Raw genomic sequence first — 12,680 nt, 5'->3', positions numbered from 1 at the left:
AGACGTCTGAACGGCTTGTTACGAAAGATTAATCAGCTCCGGCGCACACCGGCGTTTGTTGATGAGGAAAGGTCAATGTCGCAATACCGTACGTTCACCGCTGCTGATGCGGTTGAATATGCCAAACAGTTTGGTGGGCTGGAAGATCCCTCGGTTTTACGCAGTGCGGAAGAGATTGGTGATGGTAACCTCAACCTGGTGTTCAAAATTTACGACGACCAGGGCAACAGCCGCATTGTGGTCAAGCAGGCGTTGCCCTATGTGCGCTGTGTGGGCGAATCCTGGCCGTTAACTCTTGATCGTGCGCGTATTGAAGCGCAGACGCTGGTCGAGCATTACAAATATTGCCCGCAGCACACGGTCAACGTCACGCATTACGATGCAGACCTGGCGGTGATGATCATGGAAGATCTGTCCAGTCACCGTATCTGGCGCAGCGAGCTGGTGAAGGGCGCTTACTATCCGGAGGCGCCGCGTCAGCTTGGCGAATATCTGGCCCAGACGTTGTTCCATACCTCAGACTTCATCCTGCATCCGCATGTGAAAAAAGCCGAAGTGGCGCGCTTTATCAATCCCGAACTGTGTGAAATCACAGAAGATCTTTTTTTCAACGATCCCTATACCGACCATGTGCGTAACAGCTATCCCGAGGCGCTGGAACCCCTGGTGGCATCGCTTCGTACCGATGAGGCGCTGCGCATTGCTGTCGCCGGGCTGAAGCACCGTTTCTTCAGTCATGCAGAAGCCTTACTGCATGGCGATATCCACAGCGGCTCCATTTTTGTGGCTGACGGTAGCTTAAAAGCGATCGACGCAGAGTTTGGCTATTTTGGACCGATGGGATTTGATGTCGGTACGGCATTGGGCAATCTGCTGATTAACTACTGTGGCTTACCAGGGCTGCTGCCGCCCCGTGAAGCCGCGGATGCGCGCGAGCAGCGCCTGAGCGACGTGCATGATGTCTGGCAGACCTTTGAAACGCGTTTTCTGGCGCTGGCGGAGAGCAAGACGCAGGATGTGGCCATGGCTTATCCCGGCTATGCGCAGGCGTTTCTGCGTAAAGTGTGGGCAGATACCATTGGCTATTGTGGCACCGAACTGATTCGCAGAACCGTTGGCATGTCGCATGTGGCGGACATGAAACTGATTCGGGATGAGGAGATGCGGACTGACTGCATTCGCAATGCGATTACCCTGGGCCGCACCCTGATTCTGGCGGCCGGGCATGTGGACGATGTGGATGCACTGATTGCCCGCATCCGTCAGGCGGGATAAAAAAAGGCCGACGTGATGTCGGCCTGATGGGTTATGCCGCCTCGCTGGGGCGCGCGGGCTTAGTCACATCCTGTCTGACCGGCACGGCCAGCGCATCGGGCTCAAACTCGTCCACGTTGATTGAACGCAGACGGCTCTCTTCGGCACGCTTCAGCACCTCTGCCTCTTTCTGATCGATCCAGCCCTGTTCCAGCGCCTGTTTAGCCAGCGCATCCAGGCGCGTAAACGAGAGGTGTTTTTTCTGCTGTTTGCACAGGCGATCGTGAATCACCTCAGCCGCCATCACATCCTGTAGCGCCTGCTCTAACTGGCCCGCCGGATTATGCTCGCTGGGAGCCAGATACTGACCACGACCTAAGCGCGTACGCGTCGCCGACGGCACCTGCAGCATTTTTGCCAGCTTATGATCCAGGCGATCGGACGGTGCCGGGCAGTGCTGACCACCGGCAAAGACCACCAGGCGCATGACGCCAGCGACCAGACGGTTCGGGAAGTTGCTCAGCAGATCGTCCATAGCTTTCTCGGCTTTGTGCAAGGCATCCTGCACGCCCCAGTGCACCAGCGGCAGATCGGCTTCATGACGGCCTTCATCCTCATAACGTTTCAGCGTCGCCGAGGCCAGATACAGCTGGCTCAGCACATCGCCCAGGCGGGCTGACATACGTTCGCGACGTTTCAGGCTGCCGCCTAACACCGCCATGGACACGTCCGACAGTAACGCCAGATTGGCACTGATACGGTTCAGGTGCTGATAATAGCGACGGGTGGCATCACGCGTTGGCGCGGCGCTGGTGCGTCCGCCCAGAAGGCCCAGCCACAGGCTGCGCATCGCATTGCTGCCAACGTGGCCAATATGGCTAAACAGCGCCTTATCAAAGCCCGCCACATCATTGCTGGCGGCGGCCGCCATTTCCTGCAACACATACGGATGGCAGCGGATAGCACCCTGGCCAAAGATGATCATACTGCGGGTCAGGATATTCGCGCCTTCCACGGTAATGGCGATAGGGGCACCCTGATAAGCCCGGGCCAGGAAGTTGCTGTCGCCCAGCATGATACCTTTACCCCCGGCAATATCCATTGCATCGATAATTGACTGTTGGGCGCGGTGGGTACAGTGATATTTCACAATCGCAGACAGCACCGCAGGTTTCTCGCCCTGCATAATGCCGGTGGTAATCAGCGTCGCGGCAGCGTCCATCACGTAGGCATTACCGGCAATGCGCGCCAGGGGTTCTTCAATCCCTTCCATTTTACCGATAGACAGTTTGAACTGACGGCGGATATGCGCATAGGCGCCTGTGGCCAGCGCTACGCTTTTCAGGCTGCCGGTTGAGTTAGACGGCAGGGTGATTCCACGGCCCACCGACAGACATTCCACCAGCATCCGCCAGCCCTGTCCGGCCATTTCCGGGCCACCGATAATGAAATCGATCGGCACGAAAATATCTTTACCGCGGGTTGGGCCATTCTGGAACGGTACGTTAAGCGGGAAATGGCGATGGCCGATTTCCACGCCCGGTGTGCTGGTGGGGATCAGGGCGCAGGTAATGCCCAGTTCGTCTTTGTCGCCCAGCAGATGGTCGGGATCGGAAAGTTTAAACGCCAGGCCCAGCACAGTGGCAATCGGGGCCAGCGTAATATAGCGCTTGTTCCAGGTAAGGCGCATGCCCAGCACCTGCTGGCCCTGCCACTCGCCCATGCACACAACGCCCGTATCCGGAATCGCTCCCGCATCTGAACCGGCTTCCGGGCTCGTCAGGGCGAAACAGGGGATTTCATCGCCACGCGCCAGACGCGGCAGATAGTGGTCTTTCTGTTTTTCCGTTCCGTAATGTTGCAGCAGTTCGCCAGGGCCCAGTGAGTTAGGCACGCCCACGGTAATCGCCAGAATGCCTGAGACGCCGGCCAGTTTCTGCAACACGCGCGCCTGTGCATAGGCAGAGAACTCCAGGCCGCCGTACTCTTTCTTGATGATCATGGCAAAGAAGCGATGGGCTTTCAGATGCGCCCACAGTTCTGGCGGCATATCGGCCAGTTCATGGGTAATCTGGAAATCATTTGCCAGACGACAGGCTTCTTCTACCGGCCCGTCAAGAAACGCCTGTTCTTCCGGCGTCAGTCGCGGTTGCGGGTAGTTATGCAGTTTCTGCCAGTCGGGTTTGCCCTGAAACAGGTCGCCTTCCCACCAGGTAGTGCCCGCATCGATCGCCTCTTTTTCCGTACGAGACATCGGCGGCATCACCTGCTGAAAGCGGTGCAGCATTGGTTTGGAAAACAGGCTGCGGCGCAGGCTGGTGAGATTCAGCGGTAACAGGATAATCGCCAGCGGCACAAGCAGCCACGGCGTCCAGAGATGGACCACCGCCATTGCTGCGGTCCACAGCAACAGGATGACGCTGCTGAGCAGCAGCGAGATGCGGTGATAGAACAGTGCGCCAGTCAGCAGCACTGTAGCAAGAATCGAGACAACCATCATAATGAAGTGCTCCGTAAGTAGTAAGAGGTCTGACCTGTTATGATGAAGGTGTAATTCAGATGAGGGCATTTATCAATTTGTTTACATCGCAATTACAACCTGACTCACAAAATCAGCGAAAGCGCGAGCAACGCCCAGGCTGTGGTCGCGAAAAAGCGCGGCGCGAAAAGGATCCGGCGGCGTGATGCTATGCGTGCGTCAGCCATTCCGTTAAACTTGCTGCGATTACCCTCTCCTACAAAGGACAAGTCTATGTATCAGGACATTATTCGTTCAGAGCTCAACGAAGCTGCAGAAACGTTGAATAACTTTCTGAGTGACGACGCGAACATTCATACCATCCAGCGTGCTGCGGTGATGTTGGCGGACAGCTTCAAAGCGGGCGGCAAAGTGCTCTCCTGTGGCAACGGCGGATCACACTGTGATGCGATGCATTTTGCGGAGGAACTGACGGGCCGTTACCGTGAAAATCGTCCGGGCTACCCGGCGATTGCCATTTCAGACGTCAGCCACCTTTCCTGTGTGAGTAATGATTTTGGTTATGACCATGTCTTTTCCCGTTATGTAGAAGCGGTAGGGCGCCCGGGCGACGTGTTGCTGGGGATTTCAACCTCAGGTAACTCGGCTAATATCATCAAAGCCGTTGAAGCGGCGCGCGCCCAGGGGATGAAAGTGATCACGCTGACCGGTAAAGATGGCGGTAAAATGGCCGGCAGCGCGGACATTGAAATTCGTGTGCCCCATTTCGGTTATGCTGACCGTATTCAGGAGATCCACATCAAAGTGATTCATATCCTGATGCTGCTGATTGAAAAAGAGATGGTCAGGTAACAGCGTGTGTCGCCTCCTGACCGACAGGAGGCTTTTACTCTAAGGCGGTTGCTATGTGCGAATTGCTCGGGATGAGCGCTAACGTCCCCACCGATATTTGTTTTAGTTTCACCGGACTGGTGCAGCGCGGCGGCGGAACAGGGCCGCATAAAGACGGCTGGGGCATTACGTTTTATGAAGATAAAGGGTGCCGCACCTTTAAAGATCCCTTGCCGAGTTTTAATTCCCCCATTGCGCGCCTGGTGCAGGAATATCCCATCAAATCCCATTCCGTCGTGGCGCACATTCGCCAGGCGAATCGCGGCCCGGTTTCGCTGGAAAATACGCACCCGTTTACCCGGGAGTTATGGGGACGCAACTGGACCTATGCCCACAACGGACAACTGAAAGGTTACCGGCAACTGGAAACCGGCACGTTTCGGCCAGTGGGCGAAACCGACAGCGAAAAGGCCTTTTGCTGGATTCTGCATAAGCTGGCCACGCGCTATCCGCGCACGCCGGGAAACTGGCCTGCGGTTTTCCGCTACATCGGCGAGCTGGCGAGCGAGCTGCGGCAAAAGGGCGTGTTCAACATGTTGCTGTCGGACGGGCGCTATCTGATGGCCTTCTGCTCGACCAATCTGTTCTGGATCACCCGCCGTGCCCCTTTTGGCCGGGCGCAGTTGCTCGATCAGGATGTGGAAATTGATTTCCAGAAACATACCGGGGCGAACGACGTGGTCACGGTCATTGCCACACAGCCGCTGACGGGGAATGAAACCTGGCACCGGATCGTGCCAGGCGAGTGGGCCTTATTTTACCTTGGAGAGCGCCAGGAACGACTGTGATGCCGCTTCGGGTTGGGTGATGACCGGGCTGCTGTTCATCACATATCTGCCGCTGGCAACATTGACTGTCGGCGGTTGATGATACTTCGCAAAGTAGACGTAACCCGGCTGAAGCTGCTTCCAGAAATCCGCGTAGGTCGAATAACGATGGCGCTGCATGTTGCTGTCCGTCATGCGGAACGGATAAATTGCAATGTTCACTTCCTGCTGACCATTACGCAATGCCGCGTTCACATACGTGAAAATCTGATCCATATAGGCATTGGTCATGGCGTAGCAGCCAATCGACTTACAGTCGCCGTGAATCATCAGGTAGTTGCCGCTGTAGCCCTGGTCACGGTCGTATTGATTCGGAAAGCCAATATTAATCGCGCGATAGAAACGGCTGTCCGGTTTAAGCTGATTCAGTTTTACGCTGTAGAAACCTTCCGGGCTTTTAAAATCGCCTTCACGGCGTTTTGGACCCAGACCGCCCGAAAAATTGCAGATGCGGTAAGTATCCAGCAAGCGGTATTCGTTACCAATCTTGCCGTACAGCTCAAGTGTCCGCTCTTCCTTAAAGATCTGAATATAAACCGGCGTGCCGATTAGCTGTTTCTTTAACTCTTTACTCACAGGGGCCAGTTGCTGAACCGGCTCGGGAGTCATTGCCATGCTGAGGGCTGGCAGTAAAAGCATCGCAAACAGAAGTGCGATTTTGCCCATGCTGTGTATACCTTGAAGTGAAGAAGAACAATGGCGCGTTATGTGCGCCTCTGTTTGCATTATCGGAACTTTCCGCTACCGCAGCGCAACATTAAACATTGTCTGTTTTTTTAGCAATACAGCACGGCGCAAAATGTCCATTTCTTTAGCGGAATGACGCCAAAAATTTGTAAACTTTGTTTGTTATTGCAAGAAATATTGCACAAGCCTTTCCGAACTGTATACTTATCCAGTACTGGAGGGGCGATGCGTAAGATCATTCATGTTGATATGGACTGCTTTTTTGCGGCGGTGGAAATGCGTGACGATCCCTCATTACGCGATATTCCCATGGCCATCGGCGGCAGCCGCGATCGACGTGGCGTTATCAGTACCGCTAATTATCCGGCCCGCAAATATGGCGTACGCAGCGCGATGCCGACCGGTATGGCCTTAAAGCTTTGTCCGCATCTGCGTCTACTGCCCGGACGGTATGACGTCTATAAAGAAGCCTCCAGTCAGATCCGCGCCATCTTTTCGCGTTATACCTCGCTCATTGAGCCACTCTCACTGGACGAAGCCTATCTGGATGTTACCGACAGCCAGCACTGTCAGGGATCGGCCACGCTTATCGCGCAGGACATCCGCGCCACCATTTTTCGCGAAACGCAGCTCACCGCCTCTGCGGGCATCGCGCCCATAAAATTCCTTGCCAAGATCGCCTCCGATTTAAACAAGCCTGATGGTCAGTATGTGATTACACCGGCCCAGATGTCCGATTTCTTGCTGGCCTTACCGCTGGCAAAAATTCCCGGTGTAGGAAAAGTTTCAGCAAAAAAGCTCGAAGAGCTGGGTCTGCACACCTGCGCGGACGTGCAAAAAGCCGATTTGGCGCTGCTGCTTAAGCGTTTTGGCAAGTTCGGCAGAGTGTTATGGGAGCGCAGTCACGGCATTGACGAACGGGGCGTGGTGGTTGAACGCGAACGGAAATCGCTGGGTGTGGAGCGGACGCTGGCTGACGATATCGACAGTTGGGAGCGCTGTCTGGAAATTATTGATTACCTCTATGCCGAGCTTGATCGTCGCCTGACGCAGATTCGACCTGATAAGCACATTGCGCGCCAGGGCGTGAAGCTGAAGTTTAGTGATTTCCAGCAGACCACTCAGGAACATGTCTGGCCCGTGCTCAATAAAGAGGACATGATTGCCGTGGCCCGTAAGACCTGGGACGAGCGCCGCGCCGGACGTGGCGTCCGGCTGGTGGGGCTGCATGTGACGCTGGTGGATCCGCAGCTGGAGAGACAGTTGCTGCTGGGATTATAGAGGGGGCGCTTTCGCGTTGAGTGGGGGGATTACGGCTGTGCTCCGGGCATTTTCCGCCCGCCGTTCTTTTCTTAGCGAGCCGGATGCCATCAGAAAACCCCTGTCTGTGGGATCGTGTTACTGATTTGGTATGGTGTTGTCTGAGGATTTGTCTGTTTGCCCGCGGGGCGGAGGAGATTACGGTCGTACACCGGGAGTTTTCCGCCCGCCAGGCGACAGGGAGTTTCAGCCTGTCCGTGCAGGCGGCCGTGTTAAGGGGCTCGCGCCAGCCCCTTAACAATCCCGGCGGCCGTCAGCCGTCGCTGTTCCTTCGTCTCTCACTGCGGCCTGACGGACCGTCCGGATGCGCCGTCCCTGGCGCAGCCGTCCTCTGCGCGGCATCCCTGCCGCTCCGTCCTGGCCTCCGTTCCCTCCTCAGCGCGCCGGATGTCGGCAGGAAACCCCTGCCTGTGGGATCGTGTTACTGATGTGGTGTGGTGTTGTCTGAGGATTTGTCTGTTTGGCCGCGGGGCGGGAAGATTACGGTCCTGCATCGGGGAATTTTCCGCCCGCCAGGCAACGGGCAGTTTCAGCCTGTCCGTGCAGGCGGCCGGGTTAAGGGGCTTGCGCCAGCCCCTTAACAATCCCGGCGGCCGTCAGCCGTCGCTGTTCCTTCGTCTCTCACTGCGGCCTGACGGACCGTCCGGATGCGCTCTCCCTGGCGCAGCCGTCCTCTGCGCGGCATCCCTGCCGCTCCGTCCTGGCCTCCGTTCCCTCCTCAGCGCGCCGGATGCCGGCAGAAAAACCCCCGCCTGTCAGTCCTGGTTTCTTTTAAAAGCGGGTGTTGTCTGTAGTGAATGTGTGCAGTGGGATTTAAAAAAAAGTTTTTATAAACAGGCATTGATTCAAAACCAGCAGACTGTAGGACTTTCCGGTCACCTACAGCGACACCGGAAGTGGCTTTAACACAGAGACAGTGAAGCGGGTGTTTGGGGCGGCCTTCCCACCCGCTGAGCGGATGAGGGATTTCCGGATGAGCCGACAGGACGTCGGCGAGAGCCGGGCCGCGCCACGGATGGCGCGTCATGGCGGTCCGCAGAAATCCTGAAGCAGCGAAGGCACCGCGAAGCGGCGGGTGGGCAGGACGGGAGCCCGGGGTCAAGGGGCCGCGGCGGCTGGCGGCCCCTTGTCGGTCGCCCGCACCGGGCAGACTGAAACTCCAGGCCGCCTGGCGAGCGAAACCCCCTCAGCGCTTCATAAGCTGTCAGCGACTCAAACCTTCTCAACGCCTGAAAAGACTTCTCGCACAAGCATCAATTATCGGTATCCAAAGCAATAAAAACGCCTGAACAGACGCAAATCTCAAAGTGGGGGAGTTGGGCAGGACGGGAGCCCTTGTTGGTCGCCCGCACCGGGCAGACTGAAACTCCCGGCCGCCTGGCGGGCGAAACCCTCTCAGCGTTTCATAAGCCGTCAGCGACACAAACCAGCCACCTCGCGCAGCGAATTAACCGCCCCGCGTAAGCGCCACCAACAACCCATTACTTCTTATATTTTGCTTCCAGCGTCGCAAACCACGGCTGGACAAAATCGTTATTGCTGCCCCAGCCCGGAATGATCTTGTTAAGCGACGCGACATTCACAGCGCCAGGATGGCTGTCGAGCGCCTGTTGTGAAATCGACGACGCTTTAAATTCATACGTTGCAGGCGTGGTTTCACCGGCGATCTTGTTCGCCACCAGGCGCATATTCACGGCACCGATAGTTTTCGGATCGACCGCGACGGTCTGCACCCACGGGCTGCCTTTCTGGCGCATCAGCTGCAAATCCTGATTGGAAACATCAATGCTGTACAGCTTGATCTCGGTGCGGCCATTTTCCTGCAACGCTTTATACGCGCCCTGGCTGAAGGCATCCCATGCGCCCCAGATGGCGTCAATCTTGCCTTTCGGGTATTTCGCCAGAATCGCGCCCACTTTGTTGGCCGTGTCGCCCTGGACATCCGTTGATACGGCACCAATGGACTCCAGTTGATGAATGCCTGGGTTTTCTTTTAATAATTTTTCATACACCACCTGACGGCGTTCCATCGGCGGGAAACCGGCGACCCATAACTTCACGATGTTCGCTTTGCCGTTGAAGTCTTTGATCAACTGCCCCAGGGAGAGCTGCGCCAGCGAGGCGTCATCCTGGGCGGTCACCGTCACGCCGGGAATCGGGTTGTCTACCGGTGTGTCAAATACCGACACTTTAATGCCCGCGTCAGCGATGCGTTTTACCAACGCACTGGCATAGGGCGCTTTGCCGTGTGACAGCACAATACCGTCGTATTTTTGGCTGATCGCCTGATTAACAAAATCCTGAAAACGCGCGTCATCACCGTTGCTGAGGAAGGTGCTGACTTTGAAGCCCAACTGGCGACCCTGCTGAATCGCGCCTGCCACAAACTGAGTCGTGTTGTCGTCGGAACCGAGGTTACGGATGACGGCAATACGAATCGGCCCTTCATGATTGGCGATGGCGGCAGGGACAGGTGTTATGGTGTCGGCAAACGCGGCACTGGCGTTTAACAGGCTCAGGGCCAGCAGCGAGAGTGTTATCTTTTTCATTATTCTTAACTCCAGTAGAAGAATGCGTCTTAACGACGCTGTACATAAGTGATGGCCAGCGCTAAGGCCAGCACTAATCCTTTGATAATGTCCATGGCGTAATAGGGCACAGATAACATCACCAGGCCGTTTTGCAGCACCCCTAAAATGACGGCCCCGACCAGCGTACCCAGCGCATTTGGCTTACCGGAGCCGGCCAGTGAAAAGCCGATCCAGGCGGCAGCCACGGCGTCCATCAGATAACCGCTACCGGCGTTAACCTGAGACGATCCAATGCGTGAGGCCAGCAGAATACCGCCCAGTCCGGCCAGTAGTGAGGCAATCACATAGGCCAGAACGCGATAACGCGTGGTGCGAATACCGGAAAGTCGGGCGGCTTCGGGGTTTCCGCCCAGCGCATACATGCGGCGGCCGTGTTTGGTCAGCGATAGCGCCAGCTGTGCCACCACGGTCACCACCAGCATGATAATCACGATCGTAGGTACCTGACCCAACAGGTTAAAGGCAGCAGGAATGGTGCCTTCCGCCATATCGCCGCTGGGCAGCACCATGTTTTCCGTAATCGAGCCGCCAAAGCTGTAGGTCATGGCGACGCCCTGAATCACAAACAGGGTGGCCAGCGTGGCCAGCATGTCGGGAATGCGCAGCACGACGATCAGAAAGGCGTTAAACAGTCCCACCAGCGTGCACAGCGCCAGAGTGATGGCGATCGCCGCCGTGGTATCGAAGCCGTACCAGACAAACAGCGAAATGACCAGGGCGTTTGCCAGTGACGCGGTAGAGCCCACCGAAAGGTCGAAGCCGCCAACGGTCAGGGATACAGAAACGCCCACGGCAATCACGGTTACGATGGCGATAGACCGCAAAATATTGATGATATTGTTCGGCTCCAGAAAGCTGTCGGAAGCCAGGCCAAAGGCAGCGATCAATATCACCACTGTCAGCAACATGCCCCACTTATAGAGGAAATCGAACAGCTGATGGCGCAGCGATGGCGATGCGGAATTCAGGGCTAACTCTTTACTGCTCACGCAGGGGTTCCTCCGGTGGAATAGAGCAAAAGTGTCTCTTCCGTGGCGCGTTGTCCGTCTAATTCCGCCACAATACGTCCGTCCCAGAGCACACAAATACGGTCGCATAAGCCGACCAGTTCAGAAAATTCGCCAGAGGCGTAAATAATCCCTTTGCCTTCATGGGCAAGGTTGCTGATTAGCGTGAACAGTTCCGTTTTGGCTTTTACGTCCACGCCTTTGGTCGGTTCGTCGAAAATCAGGACATCGGCGTTATTGCGTAACCATTTGCCAATCGCCACCTTTTGTTGATTGCCGCCGGAAAGCCGACGTAACGGTTGGGCGGGGCCAGTCGTACGCACGTTAAGACGACGGATCACCGCTTCCGCCCAGCGCCAGGCCTGACGATGGCCGAACAGGCTCCAGCGGGAAAAACTGTCGTCTGCGCTGATACTGAGGTTCATCGCCACCGATTCGTCAATGAAGATGCCCTCTTTGCGGCGCTCTTCCGGCACCAGTGCCATGCGCTGACTCACGGAATCGTGTGGCGATCGCGGTTTCCAGCGTTTACCGTGCAGTTCACCGCGGGTAACCCGGCTTTTACTGGCACCAAATAACGCTTTGCAGAGTTCGGTTTTGCCAGCCCCGGCCAGCCCGGCAATACCCAGAATCTCGCCCTTGTGTAAACGCAGTGAGATGTCCCGGAGCAGGTGTTCATCATGTAATCCTTCCACCGCCATGAGTACGGATGAGGACTGCAATGGCCGGCGCGGAGGATAGATATCGGTCAACGGATGACCCAGCATTTTTTCAACGATTTGCTCACCGCTCAGGGAAGCCATTGGGCTGCTTTCTACCAGGCGGCCATCGCGCAGTACCGTCAGGCGATCGCAGATGGCTTTCAGTTCGTGAATACGATGAGAGATAAATATCACGCCAATACCGCTGGTCTGCAGGCGACGAACTACGGCGAACAGGCGCTCGCTTTCGTGTTGGTCGAGTGGGGCAGTGGGTTCATCAAGAATCAGAAAGCGGCAATGGTGCGACAGGGCTCTGGCCAGCAGGATTTGCTGCTTTTCCGCCAGCGAACAACGTTCGACCGGGCGTCTGACATCAATCGTGGCATCCAGCTGCGCCAGCAGGTCCCGCGCCTGACGACGCATATCGCCCCAGCGAAAGCCATGGCCCGGTTCGGCCAGTTGATCCAGCAGAATGTTCTCGGCCACGCTTAACTGGGGCACCAGCGCAACATCCACTTCCTGCTGCACCAGGTGAATGCCGAGCTTTTTGGCGTCACGCGGGCTGCGAATCGACACAGGCTGGCCGTCCAGCAGAATCTCACCGTGATAGTGACTGTGGGCACCGGAGAGTACCGCCATCAGGGTGGATTTACCCGCGCCATTGGCCCCGGTCAGGGCATGAACCGAGTGACCTTCCGTCAGAAAATCCACTGAGGTTAACGCGGCAAATCCGCCGAAATCGATAGAGATGTTACGCATCTCAAGGCGATTGACTGCACGCATCACGGAGCTCTCCATTAAAGTCACTGATCGCATTTTTTCCCGAAGCTACCGGTGCGGCAACTAACGAAAGCGCATAAGTTAGCACAGAAATTTATTAGCCATCCAGACATCTGGACATAATGGCGGCTAAAGCTGACTAA

At 56.3% G+C, this 12,680-nt stretch carries 9 protein-coding genes; 4 read left to right on the top strand and 5 right to left on the bottom strand.

Features of this window, described 5'->3' with window-relative positions; all coding sequences use genetic code 11:
• The first annotated feature begins 75 nt into the window (after positions 1-75).
• Entirely contained in the window at positions 76-1,275 is a 1,200-nt protein-coding gene (mtnK, locus tag RAC90_RS14110) for an S-methyl-5-thioribose kinase (protein ID WP_039338567.1), read from the top strand.
• 31 nt (positions 1,276-1,306) lie between these two features.
• Here the strand turns inward: mtnK and fadE are convergent, their stop codons facing one another.
• Positions 1,307-3,754, bottom strand: a complete 2,448-nt coding sequence (gene fadE / locus RAC90_RS14105) for an acyl-CoA dehydrogenase FadE (RefSeq protein WP_367143274.1) — start codon at positions 3,752-3,754, stop codon at positions 1,307-1,309.
• Positions 3,755-4,006: 252 nt separating this feature from the next.
• Between fadE and lpcA the strand changes: the two genes are divergently transcribed.
• Together lpcA and RAC90_RS14095 are read left to right on the top strand one after the other, a co-directional pair.
• The gene (gene lpcA, locus RAC90_RS14100) at positions 4,007-4,585 is read left to right on the top strand and encodes a D-sedoheptulose 7-phosphate isomerase (RefSeq protein ID WP_039338565.1); all 579 of its coding nucleotides are present in this window, start codon (positions 4,007-4,009) and stop codon (positions 4,583-4,585) included.
• A gap of 53 nt (positions 4,586-4,638) precedes the next feature.
• Complete coding sequence (locus RAC90_RS14095) at positions 4,639-5,412, top strand: class II glutamine amidotransferase (protein ID WP_006118044.1); 774 nt, start codon at positions 4,639-4,641, stop codon at positions 5,410-5,412.
• On the opposite strand, the gene dpaA is transcribed toward RAC90_RS14095, so the two are convergent.
• The gene (gene dpaA, locus RAC90_RS14090; protein ID WP_033738547.1) at positions 5,377-6,117 is read right to left on the bottom strand and encodes a peptidoglycan meso-diaminopimelic acid protein amidase; all 741 of its coding nucleotides are present in this window, start codon (positions 6,115-6,117) and stop codon (positions 5,377-5,379) included. The genes RAC90_RS14095 and dpaA overlap by 36 nt on opposite strands.
• A gap of 246 nt (positions 6,118-6,363) precedes the next feature.
• Between dpaA and dinB the strand changes: the two genes are divergently transcribed.
• Positions 6,364-7,419 carry a DNA polymerase IV gene (dinB, locus tag RAC90_RS14085; protein ID WP_006118046.1) on the top strand — a complete coding sequence of 352 codons (1,056 nt, stop codon included), beginning with the start codon at positions 6,364-6,366 and terminating at the stop codon, positions 7,417-7,419.
• A 1,520-nt stretch (positions 7,420-8,939) separates the two neighbouring features.
• Here dinB and RAC90_RS14080 read toward each other — a convergent pair.
• From RAC90_RS14080 to RAC90_RS14070, 3 genes are read right to left on the bottom strand one after another with little or no spacing between them, the layout of a single operon-like run.
• Positions 8,940-10,007 carry a sugar ABC transporter substrate-binding protein gene (locus RAC90_RS14080; RefSeq protein WP_039338561.1) on the bottom strand — a complete coding sequence of 356 codons (1,068 nt, stop codon included), beginning with the start codon at positions 10,005-10,007 and terminating at the stop codon, positions 8,940-8,942.
• Between the two features lie 29 nt (positions 10,008-10,036).
• The gene (locus RAC90_RS14075) at positions 10,037-11,038 is read right to left on the bottom strand and encodes an ABC transporter permease (RefSeq protein WP_006118048.1); all 1,002 of its coding nucleotides are present in this window, start codon (positions 11,036-11,038) and stop codon (positions 10,037-10,039) included.
• On the bottom strand, positions 11,035-12,540 hold the full coding sequence (locus tag RAC90_RS14070) for a sugar ABC transporter ATP-binding protein (RefSeq protein ID WP_033738551.1): 1,506 nt from the start codon (positions 12,538-12,540) through the stop codon (positions 11,035-11,037). Before RAC90_RS14070 ends, RAC90_RS14075 begins: the two co-directional genes overlap by 4 nt.
• Between the last annotated feature and the right edge of the window lie 140 nt (positions 12,541-12,680).

Source organism: Pantoea sp. CS_6 (genome assembly GCF_041954745.1).
Classification (GTDB): domain Bacteria; phylum Pseudomonadota; class Gammaproteobacteria; order Enterobacterales; family Enterobacteriaceae; genus Pantoea; species Pantoea stewartii.
Note: the sequence above shows the minus strand (reverse complement) of the source record. Positions and strands in the feature narration are given on the sequence as shown.

Bases quoted from the DNA above. Each gene is read 5' to 3' on its own strand.
- RAC90_RS14095 (WP_006118044.1), top strand. From the start codon at position 4,639: ATGTGCGAATTGCTCGGGATGAGCGCTAACGTCCCCACCGATATTTGT.
- dpaA (WP_033738547.1), bottom strand. From the start codon at position 6,117: ATGGGCAAAATCGCACTTCTGTTTGCGATGCTTTTACTGCCAGCCCTC.
- lpcA (WP_039338565.1), top strand. From the start codon at position 4,007: ATGTATCAGGACATTATTCGTTCAGAGCTCAACGAAGCTGCAGAAACG.
- RAC90_RS14080 (WP_039338561.1), bottom strand. From the start codon at position 10,007: ATGAAAAAGATAACACTCTCGCTGCTGGCCCTGAGCCTGTTAAACGCC.
- fadE (WP_367143274.1), bottom strand. From the start codon at position 3,754: ATGATGGTTGTCTCGATTCTTGCTACAGTGCTGCTGACTGGCGCACTG.
- mtnK (WP_039338567.1), top strand. From the start codon at position 76: ATGTCGCAATACCGTACGTTCACCGCTGCTGATGCGGTTGAATATGCC.
- RAC90_RS14070 (WP_033738551.1), bottom strand. From the start codon at position 12,540: ATGCGTGCAGTCAATCGCCTTGAGATGCGTAACATCTCTATCGATTTC.
- dinB (WP_006118046.1), top strand. From the start codon at position 6,364: ATGCGTAAGATCATTCATGTTGATATGGACTGCTTTTTTGCGGCGGTG.